Here is an 18,223-nt window from a genome sequence, read left to right on the forward strand (position 1 = left end):
CGACGGTGGCCCCGACTACTGTGACCACGCCGGGCCGACGCCCGCTGAAACGCCCGTCATCGAGAACAGGAGTCCCGTGTGTCCCCAGGAGAGTGGGCCGGACTGATCGCTGCCCTGGCCTTCGTGCTGTTGGTGGTGCTGATCGCGATTCCGCTGCTCAAGCTCGGGCGCACGCTCGACGAGGCGACGCTGACCATCCGGCAGGTACGTGAGCAGAGTGCGCCGATCCTGGGCCAGGCGAGCACCACCGTCGCGCACGTCAACAGCAACCTCGAGCGGGTCGACGACATCACCGGCAACGCGGCGAACGTCTCCAGCAACGTCGCCGCCCTGTCCAGCGTCGTCGCCGCCACCCTGGGCAGCCCCCTGATCAAGGTCGCCGCCTTCAGCTACGGCGTGCGCACCGCCGCCAAGAAGAAGCGTGAGGGGGCCGCGCTCGCCGAGGCCGCCCAGCGCGACAAGGACGCACGCCGGGCACGGCGCGCGGCGCGGCGGGCCGCCTGATGCGCCGGCTGTTCTGGCTGGCCATGGGCATCACGATCGGCGCCCTCGTCGTCCGCAAGCTGAGCCGCGCCGCCGAGAAGATGACCCCGGCCGGCATCGCCGGATCCATCGCCGAGGGGCTCCGCGACCTCGCCGAGGCGATCGGCGACTTCGGCGCCGACATCCGCGCCGCCGCCGCCGAGCGCGAGGCCGAGCTCCGCGCCGGCACCGGCCTGGACGCGCCGCTCCCCACCGGCGACCAGATCCAGCTCCCCGGTCGGCACGGCGCCAGCGCCGCCGACTCCTGACCCCGGTCGGGTCCCCGGGACCCGCCATCCGCAGAACTGAGTAGACCTGACGATGCAGACCGCCGAGATCCGCCGCCGCTTCCTCGAGCACTTCGCCCAGCGCGGGCACACCGTCGTCCCCAGTGCCTCGCTGATCTCACCGGACCCGTCGCTGCTGTTCACCGTGGCCGGCATGGTGCCGTTCATCCCGTACCTCACGGGTCGTGAGCCCGCGCCGTACCCGCGGGCCACCAGCGTGCAGAAGTGCGTGCGCACCCTCGACATCGAGGAGGTGGGCAAGACCACCCGCCACGGCACGTTCTTCCAGATGAACGGCACCATGCCGGCCACGGTGAACAGCAGCGACGGGTCCGGTGAGATCAGCGAGGCACTGGGGACGACGGTGTGCCCGCGCTGGGCGAAGTGCTCGAGGAAGCGGCGGCGGATCTCGGCGGTCTGCATCGTCAGGTCTACTCAGTTCTGCGGATGGCGGGTCCCGGGGACCCGACCGGGGTCAGGAGTCGGCGGCGCTGGCGCCGTGCCGACCGGGGAGCTGGATCTGGTCGCCGGTGGGGAGCGGCGCGTCCAGGCCGGTGCCGGCGCGGAGCTCGGCCTCGCGCTCGGCGGCGGCGGCGCGGATGTCGGCGCCGAAGTCGCCGATCGCCTCGGCGAGGTCGCGGAGCCCCTCGGCGATGGATCCGGCGATGCCGGCCGGGGTCATCTTCTCGGCGGCGCGGCTCAGCTTGCGGACGACGAGGGCGCCGATCGTGATGCCCATGGCCAGCCAGAACAGCCGGCGCATCAGGCGGCCCGCCGCGCCGCGCGCCGTGCCCGGCGTGCGTCCTTGTCGCGCTGGGCGGCCTCGGCGAGCGCGGCCCCCTCACGCTTCTTCTTGGCGGCGGTGCGCACGCCGTAGCTGAAGGCGGCGACCTTGATCAGGGGGCTGCCCAGGGTGGCGGCGACGACGCTGGACAGGGCGGCGACGTTGCTGGAGACGTTCGCCGCGTTGCCGGTGATGTCGTCGACCCGCTCGAGGTTGCTGTTGACGTGCGCGACGGTGGTGCTCGCCTGGCCCAGGATCGGCGCACTCTGCTCACGTACCTGCCGGATGGTCAGCGTCGCCTCGTCGAGCGTGCGCCCGAGCTTGAGCAGCGGAATCGCGATCAGCACCACCAACAGCACGAAGGCCAGGGCAGCGATCAGTCCGGCCCACTCTCCTGGGGACACACGGGACTCCTGTTCTCGATGACGGGCGTTTCAGCGGGCGTCGGCCCGGCGTGGTCACAGTAGTCGGGGCCACCGTCGGGCGTCCGTCGCCTGCCGGTCTGCGGCGGTGTGTCAGCGGGTGCGTCGGACGATCGCGCGGAGCTTCGCCAGGCGCTCGCCCAGCCGGGCCTCCGCGCCCCGGTTCGTCGGCCGGTAGTAGTCCTTCCCCACCAGTGCGTCGGGTGGGTACTGCTGGGGGACGACGCCGTCCGGGTGGGCGTGCGGATAGCTGTAGGTCGTGCCGTGCCCGAGCTTCCTGGCGCCGGGGTAGTGGCCGTCGCGCAGTCCCGGCGGCACGGGGCCAGCCAGCCCCGCGTGGACGTCGGCCATCGACTCGCCCATGCCGACGGTGACGGCGTTGGACTTCGGCGCGGTGGCCAGGTGGACGACGGCGTGCGCCAGCGACAAGTGCCCCTCGGGCATGCCGATGAAGGCGACGGCATCGGCGGCGGCGACCGCGGTGAGCAGGGCCGTCGGATCGGCCATGCCGATGTCCTCGCTGGCGGAGATGACCAGCCTGCGCGCGATGAAGCGCGGGTCCTCCCCCGCGGCCACCATGCGGGCCAGGTAGTGCAGCGCGGCGTCGACGTCGCTGCCGCGGATGCTCTTGATCAGCGCGCTGGTGACGTCGTAGTGCTGGTCACCCTGCCGGTCGTAGCGGACCGCGGCCTGCGCGACGGCCGTCTCCAACGTCTCGAGGTCCAGCACGTCGGTGCTCGCGGCCTTCGCCGCCCCGGCGCCGGACTCGAGTGCCGTGAGCGCCTTGCGGGCGTCGCCGCCGGCGATCCGGAGCAGGTGCTTCTCCGCCTCGTCGGTGAGCGTGACCGCGCCGTGGAGCCCGCGCTCGCTGGTGAGAGCGCGGTGCAGGACGGCGCGGACGTCGTCGTCGCTGAGCGGCTGCAGCGCCAGGACGAGGCTGCGGCTCAGCAGCGGGCTGACGACGGAGAAGAACGGGTTCTCCGTGGTCGCGGCGATGAGGCTGACGATCCGGTCCTCCACCGCCGACAGCAGGCTGTCCTGCTGGGTCTTGGAGAACCGGTGGACCTCGTCGATGAACAGGACCGTCCGCCGGCCCGCGTACGTGAGCTCGCGCTTGGCCGCGGTGATCACCGCGCGCACCTCCTTGACCCCGGAGTCGAGCGCCGAGAGCTGTACGAACTGCCGCTTGGTCGCCAGCGAGATGACGTGGGCCAGCGTCGTCTTGCCGGTGCCGGGCGGGCCGTAGAGGACCAGGGACATCGGCTCGTCGGACTCGACCAGCCGGCGCAGGGGGGCGCGCTCACCGAGGAGGTGCTGCTGGCCGACGACCTCGTCCAGGGCGCGCGGCCGCATGCGCACGGCCAGCGGCGCACCCGCGTCGACCGCCGCCTCCGCCGCGGCCTCCACCGGGTCGTCGAACAGCGAACTCACGGTTGCGACGCTACCCGCGGGGCACGACAGGTCTCGTGGAACAGCGGAGCATCGGGAACGAGACCGTCGGGCGCGTCACCGTGAGCGCGATCGGGCTGGGCGCCATGCCCCTGTCGACGAAGGAGGACCGCCCCTCCCCGGCCGAGGCCGAGGCCGTGGTGCACGCCGCCGTGGACGCCGGGGTCACCCTGATCGACACCGCCGACGCCTACGCGCGGGACGAGGCCGAGTTCGGGCACAACGAGTCCCTGGTGGCGGCCGCGCTGGCGTCCTACGGATCGGGCGCCGAGGACGTGCTGGTGGCCACGAAGGGCGGGCACACCCGTGAGGGCACCGACTGGGGTCTCGACGGGTCGCCGTCCTACCTGCGGCAGGCGTGCGAGGCGTCGCTCAAGCGCCTGGGCGTCGAGGCGATCGGGCTGTACCAGTTCCACCGGCCCGACCCGACGACGCCGTGGGAGGTGTCGATGGCTGCGCTGCGGGCGCTGTACGACGACGGCCTGGTGCGCATGGTCGGCATCTCGAACGCCTCCATCCCGCAGATCGACTCGGCTCGCGCCGTCCTCGGCGAGGCACTGGTGAGCGTCCAGAACCAGTTCTCCCCCGGCTACCGGTCCTCCGCCGTGGAGCTGGCGCACTGCGCGGAGCACGGGCTGGCCTGGCTGCCGTGGAGCCCGTTCGGCGGGGTGGGCGCGGCCGGATCCCTCGACGCGCAGGCGCCGGCGTTCGCCGAGGTGGCAGAGGAACTGGGCGTGTCGGTCTATCAGGTCACGCTCGCGTGGCACCTCGCCCAGGCCGACGTCGTGATCCCGATCCCCGGTGCCTCTCGCCCCCGGTCGATCCAGGACTCCGCCGCCGCGACCCACGTGACGCTGACCGACGACCAGCTGAACCGCCTCAACACCGCCTGACCCCCGCCTTCCCGGCCGCCGCTACCGGGTCGAGTGCTGAGTGGTCGTCGACGACACGGGCGGACACGCCGTCGCAGAGGACGACAAGTCAGTACTCGCCGGATCCACAGGCCTCGGCGTCGTCCACCGATAGGCCCGAGGCCGCTCTCCGAGCAGGGCACGCGGTGATCGTCGGCCGGTGGAACGACACGCTCTACCGCCGACATACAGCTGGGCAGCGGCGGTCGCCGCCGGTGTGACGCGAGCAGAACTGAGGGACGACGGCGTCCGGGTGACCCGTGGTGCCTACGTGTCGCGCGCCGTTCCGCTCACGCTCCTGAACGCCTGTCATGCGGCCGCGCCGGTGCTGCCGGGCAGCGCGGTCTTCTCGCACCTGACCGCCGCCTGGGTGCTGGGGGCACCGGTGTCGCCGGCATTGCCCCTGCAGATCATCGTGCCGCCCGGGATCAGCCGGCCGCAGCGGCGCAACGTCCGGGTCCACGTGCGCAGGCTGGGGTCCGAGGACGTCGTCGACCACGGCGGGCTGCGGTTGACGAGCGGTCCACAGACACTGCTCGACCTGGCGGCCGTTCTGGCGCCGGACGAGCTGGTGGCCGTCGGGGACGCGCTCTGCCGGGCCGGTCATCTCTCGCACGAGACACTCGGCGCACGCCTGGAGCGCGCCCATGGGAGTCGCGGGGTCGTGCTGGCCCGTGACGTCGCGCCGATCCTGAGTCCTCTGGCGGCGTCGCGCCCGGAGAGCCTGTTCCGCTACTGGCTGGTCGCCAGTGACCTGCCGGATCCCGAACCCCAGGTGCCCGTGTTCGACGGGTACGGACGTGAGGTGGCGCATGCCGACCTCGGCTACTCGCGCTGGAAGGTCGCGCTCGAGTACGAGGGGCGACAGCACGCTGAGGGCCCGCAGTTCGGGCGCGACCTCGACCGCTACTCCCTCATGGCTGCCGGCGGGTGGCTGCTGCTCCGGTTCGGGGCGAGACATCTCCACCGGCGCGCGGATGTCGTCGACCGGGTCGCCGGAGCCCTGCGCAGCCGCGGCGCCCGCTGGTGACGCGCGAGTGTTGAGTTGTCGTCGTCGACACGGGCGGGCACGCCGGCGCGGACGACGACAAGTCAGCACTCGGCGGCCGACGAGCCCGGGGGTCAGCGGGCGAGGGTCTCCTTGAGGGCGGCCAGCACGAGGGCGACCTTGTCGGGCGCCGCGTTCGGGCCCATCAGTCCGATCCGCCAGACGGAGCTCGCATAGGCGCCCACTCCCCCGCCGATCTCCAGGTCGTAGCGCTCCAGCAGCTCCTTGCGGACCGCGGCCGAGTCGACGCCGTCGGGCACCTTCACCGTGGTCAGCTCCGGCAGGCGGTGGCCCTCGGCGGCGAACAGCTCGAGGCCGAGCTCCGCCAGGCCCTCGTGCAACAGCCGGCCGGCCTCGGCGTGCCGCGCGTGGACGGCCTCCAGCCCCTCCTCGAGGATCCGGCCGAGGCCCGCGTGCAGCGAGACGACCATGCCGGTCGGCGCGGTGTGGTGGTACGTCCGGCCCGAGCCCGCGGCCTCCCCCGCGTAGCCGCCCAGCAGGCCGAGGTCGAGGTACCAGCTCTGCGGCTTCTCGATCCGGCGCTCCCACGCCCGGTCGTTGATCGTGAACGGCGCAAGGCCGGGGGCCACCCCGAGGCACTTCTGCGAGCCGGAGTAGGCGAGGTCCACGTCCCAGTCGTCCAGCCGCACGGGCACGCCGCCGAGCGAGGTGACGCAGTCGGCCAGCAGCAGGGCGTCGCCCTTGCCGGCGGCCACTGGCTCGAGGTCCGACAGCACACCGGTCGAGGTCTCGGCGTGCACGGCGGCGATGAGCTTCGGCGAGGGATGCGCGTCCAGCACGCGGGAGGCGTCGACCGGCTGCCCCCAGTCGTGCTCCACCGCGACGACCTCCGCGCCGCACCGCGACGCGACCTCCACCATCCGCTGGCCGAACAGCCCGTTGACCGCCACGACCACCACGTCGCCCGGGCCCACGGTGTTGACGAACGCCGCCTCCATGCCCGCGGAGCCGGTCGCCGACAGTGGCAGGGTGCGCCGGTTCGCCGTCCCGAAGACCTGCCGCAACCGGTCGGACGTCTCGTCCAGGATCCGCAGGAACTCCGGGTCGAGGTGGCCGAGCAGCGGCTGGCCGAGGGCGACCGTCGCCTCCGGGTACGGGTTGGAGGGGCCGGGTCCGAGCAGGGTTCGGGCACGCAACGGCATGCCCGGAACGCTACCGGCGACGTCGACGGCTAGCCCGGTGCGGTCCGGCCCCTGGGCCGCGCCTGCCCCAGGTAGGCCCCGCCCACCGGCACGAGCGCCAGCACGAGGGTGACGAGCAGCGGACCCGACTGGGACCCGGAGGGCTGCACCGCCAGGCCCTCCACGGCGCTGGCGGCGAGCCAGATCCCGGTCGTGGTGACCGCGGCCAGGCCGAAGAGCCGTTGCGCGGGGGCGAGGTCGAGCACGGCGACCGGGAGGCAGGCGGCGGTCAGCAGGAGGCCGGCGATGCGGAGGTGCAGCCACCAGCCGAAGTCGGTGCTGACCGGGCCGACCAGGAGCCAGCCGACGGCCGCCGCCACGACGAGCGCGCCCCCGAACAGCGCCCACCGCCGCCGCCCGATCCCGGCGTGCGCGCGGAGCGCTGGCATCGAGACGGCCACGACCACCGCGCCGGCCAGGACGAGGGCGGCGACCAGGATCAGCCACCACGCCGGGCCGAGGGCGTACCCCACGTCGGGGTCGAGCGTGACCGCGGCCGCCATCGACAGCTGCCCGATCAGGTTGAGCAGCACACCGGCCGAGACACCGGCAGCCAGTGCCACGTGCGCCGTCCAACCGCGCCCCGCGAGCAGCACACCGAGGGCCGCCAGCAGCGGCAGCAGCACCTGGACCACCCAGCCGGCGGTGGACCAGCCCATGTCGATCGCGTGGTAGTCGTTCGACGGCTCGAACACCAGGAACCGGGAGACGGTGAGCAGCACGCCGGCCACGAGGAGGATCGGCGGAAGGGTCCGCGTGGCGACCGACGGTCGGCTGCCATGCTCGGCCGGCGGGCTCTCCCGGACGTCGGAGGGCACCGGGCCGTCAGCGTCCGGCAGCGGACCGCGCGTCCGGGCGGGCACCTCGGGCGAAGGCAGCGACGGGGCGCTCGGCGCCCGCGCCGGGACGGCCGGCGCAGGGGCCGTGTCGACGACGGGCACCTGGCGAGGGGCAGGCACGGTGTCCGGCGGCTGCGTTCCCGTTCCGATCCGTTCCAGCATCGCGGTGGCGCCGGACGACACCGACCGGCTGTCGTCGGCGGCCAGCGCCCGGAGCCGTCCCAGCACCGCCGCGCGGACGACCTCGTTGCCCACGCGGTGCAGGTGGCCGAGTTCGTCCACCGCGCTCAGCCGCTGCGCCGCGATCGGGCTGTCGATCGCGTGCTGGAGGTAGGACGGCAGCGTCCAGTTCACGTTGCGGGCGACGAGGATCCGCCCGTCGACGTCCTCCTGCTTCTTCGGCCGCTGCTGCGGCATCTCGGCGACCACCCGCTCGTACACGTAGCTGTACAGCTCGTCCAGGGCGATGTCACCGTCCTCGTCGAGGTCCGCCGCCCCGCTGCTGATGGCCTCGACCAGATGCCGGGTGAACACCGACGACGTCCCGGACCCGCGCAGGTCGTCGCCCTCGAACGCGTACTGGGTGGCGTCGGAGGCGGTGAGCACCGCCCGGCCCTTGCCCTGGAAGCGCTCGAGGGTCTGCACGCCCTCGTCCGCCTTGGCGCTCCGTCCGGCGGGGAAGGCGCCGCTGTAGCAGCAGTCGAGGATGAGCACCTTGCGCCGCGACCGGGAGGCGTCCATGGCGTCGTTGAGCTGGGCGCCGGAGATGGCGGTGAACATGAGCGCCTCGCGGCGGGTGTTCGTCATCGCCAGGTAGAGCCGGCCCTCGTCGTCCTTGAGCCCGTGCCCGGTGAAGTACAGCAGCGTCAGGTCGTCCGAGCGGGCACCGGCGTAGAAGTCGGCGATCGCCTCGCCGACCACGTAGTGGGGCTCGTTGACCAGCATCGTGACGTCGAAGCCGGCGATCGCCGGGTCCTCCAGGACCGAGGCGAAGGACTCCGCGTCGTGCTGTGGTGCGGTGAGCCGCTTCAGGCCGCCGTCGCTGTAGGCGTACGTGGCGACGACGAGGGCCTTGCGGGCACCGGGCACGGGGTCACGCAGGCTGGTGACGGCGGACGAACGTGTCGATCAGTGCGGCGCGCTCCACGGGGGTCGCGTCGCTGAGCTCCAGGGTGTCGCCGTCGATGGTCACGCTCACCTTGTGCCCGGCCCCGCGGCGGCCGAGCCAGTCCTTGATGGTCGCGATGACCGTCACGAACACACCTCCGCCGGCGCTCATCGTCACGAGCAGCTCGGTGAGGGACGCCCCCACGCCCTTCGCGCCCTCGGGAGGTGCGGCTCCCTCGACGGTGGTCACGTCGTCCACCTCGAGTGTCCGCAGCTCGTTGCGCAGCTGGCGGGCGAGCCGCTCCCGGTCCTCGGGATCGGTCTCCGGGTCCGGTTCGAGGACCACAGTCATCTCCACGGACGCGAATGCTCCGCCGGTCCTGACCGGCCGACAAGGGGCTGGAGCGCCCCCCTTCAGCGGGTCGGGTCGGTGGGCCCCGGTGCTCCGGGCTCGCCCGGCAGCGGCGGCTCCTCCGGCTTGGCGTCGATGCCGGCCTCCTTGCGCTGCGCCTCGGTGATGGGCGTGGGCGCGCCGGTCAGCGGGTCGAACCCGGCGCCGGTCTTCGGGAAGGCGATGACCTCGCGGATCGACTCCACGCCCGACAGCAGAGCACAGGTGCGGTCCCATCCGATGGCCGCGCCCGCGTGCGGCGGCGGGCCGTAGGCGAAGGCCTCCAGGAAGAACCCGAAGCGCTCGCGGGCCTCCTCCGTCGACATCCCGAGCGTCTCGAAGACCTTCTCCTGCAGCGCGGCGTCATGGATACGCACCGAGCCGCTCATCAGTTCGTTGCCGTTCACCACCATGTCGTAGGCGTCCGACAGCGCCTCGCCCTTGTTCTCGGCGAAGGTCTCCCGCCACTCCGGCGTAGGCGAGGTGAAGGGGTGGTGCATGAACGTCCACGAGCCGTCCTCGGTCTCCTCGAACATCGGGAAGTCGACGACGAAGAGGAACGACCACGAGCCGGGCTCGATGAGCTCCAGCCGCTTGGCGATCTCGTTGCGTGCCGCCCCCAGCAGTTCCTGCGACGTGCGCCGGCCGCCCGCGGCGAAGAACACGCAGTCGCCGGGAGAGGCCCCGACCGCGGCCAGGAGCCCGTCGCGCTCGGCGTCGGAGATGTTCTTCGCAACCGGGCCGCCGAGCGCGCCGTCCTCGGCGATCGTCACGTAGGCCAGGCCCCGCGCCCCGCGGGACTTCGCCCAGTCCTGCCACGCGTCGAAGGCCCGCCGCGGCTGGGAGCCGCCGCCGGGCATCACGACGGCTCCGACGTAGGGCGCCTGGAAGACCCGGAACGGGGTGTCGGAGAAGTACTCGGTGAGCTCGGTCAGCTCGATGCCGAAACGCAGGTCGGGCTTGTCCGACCCGAAGCGGTCCATGGCCTCGCGGTAGGTCATCCGCGGGATCTCCGGGACGTCGTAGTCCGCGAGCTCGCGCCACAGCGCCCGGACGACGTCCTCGGCGATCGCCAGCACGTCGTCGCGCTCGACGAAGCTCATCTCGAAATCGAGCTGGGTGAACTCCGGCTGCCGGTCGGCACGGAAGTCCTCGTCCCGGAAGCAGCGCGCGATCTGGTAGTACCGCTCGAGCCCGCCGATCATCAGCAGCTGCTTGAACAGCTGCGGCGACTGCGGGAGCGCGTACCACTTGCCCGGCTGCAGCCGCACGGGGACGACGAAGTCGCGCGCGCCCTCGGGCGTGGAGCGCGTGAGGTTCGGCGTCTCGACCTCGGCGAACCCGTGCCGGTGCATCACCTCGCGGGCGATCCGGCTGACCTCCGAGCGGACCCGCATCGCCTTCGCCGGACCCTGCCGCCGCAGGTCGAGGTAGCGGTACTTGTAGCGGACGTCGTCCGACGCGGCCTGGTCGGTCTCGATCGGGAACGGCAGCGGGGCCGAGGCCGACAGCACCTGCAGCGACGAGGTGGCCACCTCGATCTCGCCGGTCGGCAGCTCCGGGTTCTCGTTGCCCTCGGGACGGCGGCGCACCTCCCCGGTCACGAGCACGCAGTACTCGTTGCGCAGGTGGTGGGCCTCCTCCTCGCGGACGACGACCTGGACGTAGCCGGAGGCGTCGCGCAGATCGAGGAAGACCACGCCGCCGTGGTCGCGGCGACGGGCCACCCAGCCGGCCAGGGTGACGGTCGAACCGGCGTCGGACGCGCGCAGCGTTCCGGCGTCGTGGGTGCGGAGCACGGTCGGATGCCTCCGGGGTGGCGGGTGGGGAGGGACGCGGTAGGAGAAGAGTTTCACCAGCGGTCGTGCACGTGGGCGCGGATGCGCTCGTCGTACACGCGCTCGAGGTCGCTGAGCTGGGAGTCGGAGAGCGGGGCGAGGGTGGCGGCCGCGACGTTGCCGCGGACCTGGGTGACGTTGCGCGCGCCCGGGATGACCGTGGTGACTCCGGGCTGGTCGATGACCCAGCGGAGCGCGAACGCGGCGGTCGGCACGCTGTCGCCGGCGATCTCGGCGACCTCCCGGGCCGCGGCGACACCCACCTCGAACGGCACGCCGGCGAAGGTCTCACCGACGTCGAAGGCCTCGCCGTGGCGGTTGAAGGTGCGGTGGTCGTCAGCCGGGAACGTCGTCGACTCGTCGTACTTGCCGGTGAGCAGGCCGCTGGCCAGCGGGACGCGCGCCAGGATGCCCACCTCGGCGCGCTGCGCGGCGGGGAGCAGTTCCTCCAGCGGCTTGCGCCGGAAGATGTTGAGGATGACCTGGATGGACTGCACGCCGGGGTGCTGCAGGGCGGTCAGCCCCTCCTCGACCGTCTCCACCGAGACGCCGTAGGCCGCGATCGCCTGCTCCTCGACCAGGGCGTCCAGAGTGTCGTACACGCGCCGGTCGGAGTAGACCCCCGGTGGCGGGCAGTGCAGCTGGACGAGGTCGAGCATGTCGACGCCGAGGTTGCGGCGGGACCGGTCGATCCAGGTCCGCAGGTTCTCCGGGGTGTACTGCGCCGCCTCGAACGGGTCGGCGCGCCGGCCGGCCTTGGTGGCGACGAACGGCCGGTCGGCGCGCGGGGCGAGCGCCTTGCGGATGCGCTCCTCGGACCGGCCGTCGCCGTAGACGTCGGCGGTGTCGAGCAGGGTCACGCCGGCGTCGAGGGCGGCGTCGAGCACCTCGGCCGCCGCGTCGTCGTCGACGTCCCCCCAGTCGCCGCCGAGCTGCCAGGTGCCCAGCCCGATGACCGACACGTCCGCCCCGGTCCGGCCCATCGGCCGCTGTTCCATGGTCACTCCTCCACCGTCGCACGTCGCAGTGCATCGAACAGATCGGCCACCGGGACGGCGTGCTGCTCGCCGGTACGCATGTCCTTGAGCTGCCCGACGCCCTGGGCCAGGTCGCGCTCGCCGATCACGACGACGTGCGAGGCGCCCGACCGGTCGGCGGCCTTCATCGCGCCCTTGAGCCCGCGGTCGCCGTACACGGTGTCGGCGGCGACGCCGGCCTGCCGGAGCTGGCCCACCAGCCGGACGGCGAGCCGCTTCGCCTCCGCCCCCAGCGGGACGACGAACGCCTGCACGCCGGCCTGCACCCCGATGTCGAGGCCCTCGGCCTGCACCGCCAGCAGCGTGCGATCGACGCCGACGGCGTAGCCGATCCCCGAGAGGTCGGGTCCGCCGAGCGCGGCCGACAGGCCGTCGTAGCGGCCGCCGCCACCGATCGCCGACTGCGCCCCGAGGCCCGAGTGCACGAACTCGAACGTCGTCTTCGTGTAGTAGTCCAGACCGCGCACCAGCTTCGGCGCCTCCGTCCAGGTCACCCCGAGGTCCGTGAGGTGCTGCCGCACGGCGTCGTAGTGCGCCTTCGTGGAGTCCGAGAGGTGGTCGACCATCAACGGGGCGTCGTCCAGCTGCGCCTGCACCTCGGGCCGCTTGTCGTCGAGCACGCGCAGCGGGTTGATCTCCGCCCGCCGCCGCGTCTCCTCGTCCAGATCGAGCGTGGCGAGGAACTGCACGAGCAGCTCGCGGTACTGCGGCCGGCACGTCTCGTCGCCGAGCGAAGTGAGCAGCAGCTCGAAGTCGGTCAGACCGAGGTCGCGGAAACCCTGCACTCCCAGCGCCACCACCTCGGCGTCCAGAGCGGGGTCGTCGGTGCCGAGCGCCTCCATGTCGACCTGGGTGAAGTGCCGGTACCGGCCGGCCTGGGGCCGCTCGTAGCGGAACGCCGAGCCGACCGTCCACAGCTTCACCGGCAGCGCCCCGTCGTGCAGGCGGTGCTCGATGAAGGCCCGCATCAACCCGGCGGTGAGCTCCGGTCGCAGCGTGAGGGACCGGCCGCCGCGGTCGTCGAAGGTGTACATCTCCTTCGTCACGACGTCGGTCGACTCCCCCACCCCGCGGGAGAAGACGGCGGTCTCCTCGAACACCGGCGTCTCGACGTAGCCGTAGCCGGCCCGGCGCAGCGGCGCAGTCAGCGTGTCGCGGACGGCGAGGAAGCGCGCCGACTCCGGCGGCAGGACGTCGAACGTGCCCTTGGGGGCGGTCAGCCCGGTCACAGGCCCCGCCCGGCGGGCGGCGCGCCGGAACCGGCCGCCGCCTCGGCGAGGTAGGGGTTGGTGGCCCGCTCGCGGCCGATCGTGGTGGCCGGCCCGTGCCCCGGCAGCACGAGGGTCTCGTCGTCCAGCGGGAGGATGACGTCGCGCAGGGACCGCAGCATCGCCTCCCACGAACCACCGGGCATGTCCACCCGCCCGATCGACCCGGCGAACAGCACGTCGCCGGCCAGCAGGCCGGGCGCCTCGCCCAGGTCCACGGAGAACACCACCGAGCCCCGGGTGTGACCGGGCGCGTGCCGGACGGTGAGCTCGACACCGGCGAGCGAGAGCACCGCCCCGTCGTCCAGCGAGCGCACCTCCGACGGGTCGGGGAGCCGGAGCCCGGCGATCAGCGGCGCGTTCTGCGGGCTGTGCCAGCGCGCGGGGTCGGCGATCATCCCCAGGTCGTCGGGGTGCAGGTAGGCGGGGATGTCGTAACCGTCGCAGAGTGGCAGCACCGAGTAGGTGTGGTCGAGGTGCCCGTGGGTGAGCACCACCGCCACCGGCTTGAGCCCGTCCTCGGCCAGGATCTGGGCCAGGGGCTCGACGGCGTCCATGCCGGGGTCGATCACCACGCACTCCTGACCCCGGCCAGGGGCCACGGCATAGCAGTTGGTGCCGAACGGGCCTGCGGGAAAGGAGCGGATGAGCACCCGTGCAGGTTACGCGGAGGGCCCGACGTGCCCCGGTGCTGCCAGGGAACGCACAGCCGCTCCGCCTAGACTCTGCCCTCGACCGCGTGCCGCGGCTGCCGGTGTCCGGCCCCGCACGCTCTGCCGTGCCGTCCTCACCCGCCCCACCGACCACCCGCCCGATCGAGGAGTTCGACCGTGCCCACCAACAAGCAGCGGCGTGAAGCCGCGCAGCGCCACCTGCAGCGGCAGCTGGAGCGCCGCGCCGAACTGGCGCGCAAGCGCCGCCGGAACCTGGGCATCATCGCGACCGTCGTCGCCGTGGTCGTCGTCGTGGGTGCCGCCCTGCTCATCACCGGCGTCTTCCAGAGCGACGACACGGAGGCGGCGACGGACCCGTCGGCCACCCCCACGGCGCCGGTCACCAGCTCCGCCGCGGCCGCCACCACCAACGCCGACGGCACGATCGCCTGCACCTACACGCCGGACGCGTCGGGCAACCCGAGCCTCAAGGACGTCGGCACGCCGCCCACCCCCGAGGCGACCCCCACCCAGGGCACGAGCACGCTGCTGGTGAAGACCAACCAGGGTGACATGACCCTGAACCTGAACCGCACCGCGGCTCCCTGCGCGGCGGCGAGCTTCACCTACCTGGCCTCGCAGAAGTTCTTCGACGGAACCCCCTGCCACCGCGAGGTCAACCAGCCGACGTTCGGCGTCCTCCAGTGCGGCGACCCGACGGGCAGCGGCTCCGGCGGCCCGAGCTACAAGTTCGCCGAGGAGGTCACGCCGGAGACCACCTACCCGCGGGGCACGATCGCGATGGCGAACAGCGGCACCCCGGGGTCGACCGGCAGCCAGTTCTTCCTCTGCTTCGTCGACACCGAGCTCAGCCCCGACTACACCGCGGTAGGCACCGTCGACGAGGCCGGCCTGGCCACGCTGGACAAGATCGCCGAGGCCGGCAACGACGGTTCGTTCGAGCCGAGCCCCGGCGGCGGCGCGCCCAACACGCCGGTCACGATCGAGACGGTGACGGTCGTCGGCTGACAGAGACCCCGTCCTCCCCGCTCTGCTTGAGCTCAGGGCGGGGCCCGGGACGGGACCTCACGCGGTGACGCGCTCCACGTCGAAGACGCCCTCGACGTTGCGCACCGTCTGCAGGACCGCGCCGAGGTGGGCGGGGTCGGCCAGTTCGAAGGTGAACCGGCTGACGGCGACGCGGTCGCGGCTGGTCTGCACCGACGCCGACAGGATGTTGACCCGCTCGTCGGCCAGCGCCTTGGTGACGTCCGACAGCAGCCGGTGCCGGTCGAGCGCCTCGACCTGGATCGCGACGAGGAACACCGAGCCGGGCTGTGACGCCCACTCGGTCTCGACCAGCCGCTCGGGCTTGCGCTGCAGGTCGGCGGCGTTCGTGCAGTCGGTGCGGTGCACGCTGACGCCGCCGCCGCGGGTCACGAAACCGAGGATGTCGTCACCGGGCACCGGCGTGCAGCACTTGGCGAGCTTCGCCCACACGTCGGACATGCCGTGGACGACGACCCCGGAGTCGCCGCTGGCCGCGCGTCGCGGCACCGACGACCGGCGGGTGGGGATCGCCGTCTCGGCGATGTCCTCGACTGCGCCCTCCGCCCCGCCGAGGGCGATCATCAGCTTCTCGACGACCGACGTGGCCGAGATGTGGTTCTCCCCCACCGCCGCGTAGAGCGCGGTGACGTCGGCGTAGCGCAGGTCCTTGGCCAGCGTGCTGAGCGCCTCGCCGCCGAGCAGCCGCTGCAGCGGCAGGCCCGCCTTGCGCATCGCGCGGGTCAGGGCCTCCTTGCCGGCCTCGACGGCGTCCTCGCGGCGCTCCTTGGTGAACCACTGGCGGATCTTGGTCCGCGCGCGGGAGGAGCCGACGAACGAGAGCCAGTCCTGGGACGGCGCGGCCGAGGGCGACCGCGAGGTGAAGACCTCGACGACGTCGCCGTTGGAGAGCTTGCTGTCCAGGGACACCAGCGAGCCGTTGACGCGGGCGCCGATCGTGCGGTGCCCGACCTCGGTGTGCACCGCGTAGGCGAAGTCCACCGGCGTCGACTCGCCGGGCAGGCTGATCACGTCGCCCTTCGGCGTGAAGACGAAGACCTCCTGCGGGCCGAGGTCGTAGCGCAGGGTCTCCAGGAACTCCCCGGGCTCCTGCGCCTCGCGCTGCCAGTCGAGCAGCTGCCGCAGCCACAGCATGTCGTCGGGCGAGCCCACCTTGGGGGCGCCGAACTCACCCGCGCTGGGCTTGCCGCCGACCCGCGCCTTCTCCTTGTACTTCCAGTGCGCCGCGATGCCGTACTCGGCGGTGCGGTGCATGTCGTGGGTGCGGATCTGCAGCTCGACGGGCTTGCCCTGCGGCCCGATGACCGTGGTGTGCAGCGACTGGTACATGTTGAACTTCGGCATCGCGACGAAGTCCTTGAAGCGCCCCGGCACCGGCTGCCAGTGGGCGTGCATGATGCCCAGCGCCGCGTAGCAGTCGCGCACGGAGTCGACCAGGATCCGGATGCCGACGAGGTCCCAGATGTCGGTGAAGTCGCGGCCGCGGACGATCATCTTCTGGTAGATCGAGTAGTAGTGCTTCGGCCGGCCGGTGACGACCGCGTCGATCTTCGCCGTCTTCAGCTGCTCGCTGACCTGCGAGGTGACCTCGGCGAGGTAGGTGTCGCGGGACGGCGCGCGCTCGGCCACCAGGCGCACGATCTCGTCGTAACGCTTGGGGTAGAGCGTCGCGAACGCGAGGTCCTCGAGCTCCCACTTGATCGTGTTCATACCCAGCCGGTGGGCCAGCGGGGCGAGGATCTCCAACGTCTCGCGCGCCTTCTTCTCCTGCTTCTCGGGCGGGAGGAAGCGCAGCGTGCGCATGTTGTGCAGGCGGTCGGCCAGCTTGATGACCAGCACCCGGGGATCGCGGGCCATCGCGACGATCATCTTGCGGATCGTCTCGGCCTGGGCCGCGTCGCCCAGCTTGACCTTGTCGATCTTGGTGACGCCGTCGACGAGGTGGGTGACCTCGGAGCCGAACTCCGTGGTGATCGTGTCCAGCGTGACGCCGGTGTCCTCGACGGTGTCGTGCAGGAGGGCCGCGACCAGCGTCGTGGTGTCCATGCCCAGCCCCGCCAGGATCGTGGCGACGGCGAGCGGGTGGGTGATGTAGGGGTCGCCGCTCTTGCGCTTCTGCCCCGCGTGCGCGCCCTCGGCGACGTCGTAGGCCCGCTGGAGGAGCACCAGGTCGGCCTTCGGATGGCTCTGCCGGTGCAGGGCGGCCAGCGGCTCCAGGACCGGGCGCACCACCGGGGTGCGCGGACTGGCGACGATGCGGCGGGCCAGCCGGTCGCGGACCCGGCGGCGCGGCGCCTCGGCGTCCCCCGGCTCGGAGCCCACGTCGTCCGGACGCCGGACGACCGGGCGGTCGGGCAGCGCGGGTCGGCGTACGGGACCGGCGGCCGTCTCGTCGCCGGCCTGCGGTTGCGGCTGGGTACCGGCATCGGCCCCGGGCTCGCCCGGCCGCGCGGGAGCCGCGTTGGCGGCTACGTCGGGGGCCACGGCGACTCCTGCTGTCCTGCGGAGAGGGGACCCTCCCCATGGTAGCCGGGCAGCCCCCGGCCGGGCTCCGCCCGGGTGGGGTCTCCCCCGGTCAGGTGGTCCAGAGCGAATGCACGGTGTGCGGCGCGATCCGCTCCCGGCCACCGAGGGCGGCGAGCTCCACGACGACCGAGACGGCGGTGACCACGCCCCCGAGGCGCTCGACGAGGGCGATGGCCGCCCCGAGGGTGCCGCCCGTGGCCAGGACGTCGTCCACCACGAGCACGCGCGCCCCGGGGCGGAGGGAGTCGGCGTGCATCTCCAGGGTCGCCGTCCCGTACTCGAGGACGTAGTCGGCGGCGATCCGTTCCCGCGGCAGCTTCCCCGCCTTGCGGACCGGGACGACGCCCACGCCCGCGTCCAGCGCCACGGCCGCCGCGAGCAGGAAGCCGCGGGCCTCGACCCCGACGACCACGTCGAAACCGGGGTCGCCGTCCCGTCCGGCGACGGCTGCCACGCGGGGGTCGGAGGCCGCCGGGGCGCCCAGCCCGTGGACCATCCGCCGGAACGCCGTCCCGTCGGCGAACACCGGCGTGAGGTCCCGGAACAGGATCCCCGGCTCCGGGTAGTCGGGGACGTCGACGGTCAGGCCGGCGATCAGCTCGTCGAGCGGCGCCTCACCCAGCCCACCAGCCGGAGGAGCGTCGGTCACCGGCGCTTCTTGCCGGTGGGCCGGCCCTTGGTCCCGGGTCGCTGCGGCCGGGCACCCGGGCGGGGCGCGGCGGTCGCACCCGAACCGCCCTCGGGGCGGACCGAGGACGGCGACTCGATGACGGTGTCCGCGGCCACCTGACCAGGGAGGTCGCGCTCGGCGAGCGCCACGGACGACGCGGCGCGGGTGGCGGGCCGAGCGCGGCGCGCGCTCGCGACGGGG

At 73.0% G+C, this 18,223-nt stretch carries 17 protein-coding genes and 3 pseudogenes; 6 read left to right on the forward strand and 14 right to left on the reverse strand.

Going from position 1 to position 18,223, the window contains the following annotated elements:
• Nucleotides 1-78 precede the first annotated feature (78 nt).
• From E4P40_RS12245 to E4P40_RS12255, 3 genes and pseudogenes are all read left to right on the forward strand, one after another.
• Nucleotides 79-504 (forward strand): DUF948 domain-containing protein, encoded by a 426-nt coding sequence (locus E4P40_RS12245; protein WP_135158880.1) that lies wholly within the window; start codon nucleotides 79-81, stop codon nucleotides 502-504.
• Nucleotides 504-791 (forward strand): hypothetical protein, encoded by a 288-nt coding sequence (locus E4P40_RS12250; RefSeq protein WP_135158881.1) that lies wholly within the window; start codon nucleotides 504-506, stop codon nucleotides 789-791. Before E4P40_RS12245 ends, E4P40_RS12250 begins: the two co-directional genes overlap by 1 nt.
• A gap of 52 nt (nucleotides 792-843) precedes the next feature.
• Nucleotides 844-1,047: pseudogene (locus tag E4P40_RS12255) on the forward strand (alanine--tRNA ligase-related protein); the annotation flags it as partial.
• Nucleotides 1,048-1,157: 110 nt separating this feature from the next.
• Here E4P40_RS12255 and E4P40_RS28940 read toward each other — a convergent pair.
• The 4 genes and pseudogenes from E4P40_RS28940 to E4P40_RS12275 form a co-directional block, all read right to left on the reverse strand.
• Nucleotides 1,158-1,232: pseudogene (locus E4P40_RS28940) on the reverse strand (hypothetical protein); the annotation flags it as partial.
• A gap of 52 nt (nucleotides 1,233-1,284) precedes the next feature.
• Nucleotides 1,285-1,572 (reverse strand): hypothetical protein, encoded by a 288-nt coding sequence (locus tag E4P40_RS12265; protein ID WP_135158881.1) that lies wholly within the window; start codon nucleotides 1,570-1,572, stop codon nucleotides 1,285-1,287.
• Nucleotides 1,572-1,997 (reverse strand): DUF948 domain-containing protein, encoded by a 426-nt coding sequence (locus E4P40_RS12270; RefSeq protein ID WP_135158880.1) that lies wholly within the window; start codon nucleotides 1,995-1,997, stop codon nucleotides 1,572-1,574. The genes E4P40_RS12265 and E4P40_RS12270 overlap by 1 nt, the downstream gene beginning before the upstream one ends.
• 111 nt (nucleotides 1,998-2,108) lie before the next feature.
• The gene (locus tag E4P40_RS12275) at nucleotides 2,109-3,446 is read right to left on the reverse strand and encodes a replication-associated recombination protein A (protein WP_135158879.1); all 1,338 of its coding nucleotides are present in this window, start codon (nucleotides 3,444-3,446) and stop codon (nucleotides 2,109-2,111) included.
• Between the two features lie 35 nt (nucleotides 3,447-3,481).
• On the opposite strand from E4P40_RS12275, the gene E4P40_RS12280 reads away from it, so the two are divergent.
• Nucleotides 3,482-4,357, forward strand: coding sequence for an aldo/keto reductase (locus E4P40_RS12280; RefSeq protein ID WP_135158878.1), 876 nt, complete (start codon nucleotides 3,482-3,484; stop codon nucleotides 4,355-4,357).
• 289 nt (nucleotides 4,358-4,646) lie between these two features.
• The gene (locus E4P40_RS12285; RefSeq protein WP_245160295.1) at nucleotides 4,647-5,405 is read left to right on the forward strand and encodes a hypothetical protein; all 759 of its coding nucleotides are present in this window, start codon (nucleotides 4,647-4,649) and stop codon (nucleotides 5,403-5,405) included.
• Nucleotides 5,406-5,497: 92 nt separating this feature from the next.
• Here E4P40_RS12285 and E4P40_RS12290 read toward each other — a convergent pair whose 3' ends face one another.
• From E4P40_RS12290 to E4P40_RS12320, 7 genes are all read right to left on the reverse strand, one after another.
• A complete protein-coding gene (locus E4P40_RS12290; RefSeq protein WP_135158876.1) occupies nucleotides 5,498-6,586 on the reverse strand; it encodes an alanine--glyoxylate aminotransferase family protein in 1,089 nt (362 codons plus the stop codon).
• A gap of 29 nt (nucleotides 6,587-6,615) precedes the next feature.
• The gene (locus tag E4P40_RS12295) at nucleotides 6,616-8,553 is read right to left on the reverse strand and encodes a caspase family protein (RefSeq protein ID WP_135158875.1); all 1,938 of its coding nucleotides are present in this window, start codon (nucleotides 8,551-8,553) and stop codon (nucleotides 6,616-6,618) included.
• Nucleotides 8,554-8,557: 4 nt separating this feature from the next.
• A complete protein-coding gene (locus tag E4P40_RS12300; RefSeq protein WP_209305286.1) occupies nucleotides 8,558-8,917 on the reverse strand; it encodes a hypothetical protein in 360 nt (119 codons plus the stop codon).
• A gap of 68 nt (nucleotides 8,918-8,985) precedes the next feature.
• Entirely contained in the window at nucleotides 8,986-10,761 is a 1,776-nt protein-coding gene (gene aspS / locus E4P40_RS12305; protein ID WP_135158874.1) for an aspartate--tRNA ligase, read from the reverse strand.
• A 53-nt stretch (nucleotides 10,762-10,814) separates the two neighbouring features.
• A complete protein-coding gene (locus tag E4P40_RS12310; RefSeq protein ID WP_135158873.1) occupies nucleotides 10,815-11,798 on the reverse strand; it encodes an aldo/keto reductase in 984 nt (327 codons plus the stop codon).
• A gap of 2 nt (nucleotides 11,799-11,800) precedes the next feature.
• On the reverse strand, nucleotides 11,801-13,066 hold the full coding sequence (gene hisS, locus E4P40_RS12315) for a histidine--tRNA ligase (protein WP_135158872.1): 1,266 nt from the start codon (nucleotides 13,064-13,066) through the stop codon (nucleotides 11,801-11,803).
• Nucleotides 13,063-13,758 carry an MBL fold metallo-hydrolase gene (locus tag E4P40_RS12320; protein ID WP_135158871.1) on the reverse strand — a complete coding sequence of 232 codons (696 nt, stop codon included), beginning with the start codon at nucleotides 13,756-13,758 and terminating at the stop codon, nucleotides 13,063-13,065. Before E4P40_RS12320 ends, hisS begins: the two co-directional genes overlap by 4 nt.
• Nucleotides 13,759-13,935: 177 nt before the next feature.
• Here E4P40_RS12320 and E4P40_RS12325 point away from each other — a divergent pair, with 177 nt between their 5' ends.
• Complete coding sequence (locus tag E4P40_RS12325; protein WP_135158870.1) at nucleotides 13,936-14,787, forward strand: peptidylprolyl isomerase; 852 nt, start codon at nucleotides 13,936-13,938, stop codon at nucleotides 14,785-14,787.
• Nucleotides 14,788-14,844: 57 nt separating this feature from the next.
• Here E4P40_RS12325 and E4P40_RS12330 read toward each other — a convergent pair whose 3' ends face one another.
• The 3 genes and pseudogenes from E4P40_RS12330 to E4P40_RS28070 form a co-directional block, all read right to left on the reverse strand.
• Nucleotides 14,845-17,310, reverse strand: a complete 2,466-nt coding sequence (locus tag E4P40_RS12330) for a bifunctional (p)ppGpp synthetase/guanosine-3',5'-bis(diphosphate) 3'-pyrophosphohydrolase (protein WP_135158869.1) — start codon at nucleotides 17,308-17,310, stop codon at nucleotides 14,845-14,847.
• Nucleotides 17,311-17,401: 91 nt separating this feature from the next.
• The gene (locus E4P40_RS12335) at nucleotides 17,402-18,001 is read right to left on the reverse strand and encodes an adenine phosphoribosyltransferase (protein WP_135158868.1); all 600 of its coding nucleotides are present in this window, start codon (nucleotides 17,999-18,001) and stop codon (nucleotides 17,402-17,404) included.
• Nucleotides 17,998-18,223: pseudogene (locus tag E4P40_RS28070) on the reverse strand (protein translocase subunit SecF); the annotation flags it as partial. The pseudogene E4P40_RS28070 and the gene E4P40_RS12335, both read right to left, overlap by 4 nt.

Source organism: Blastococcus sp. CT_GayMR20, assembly GCF_004570345.1.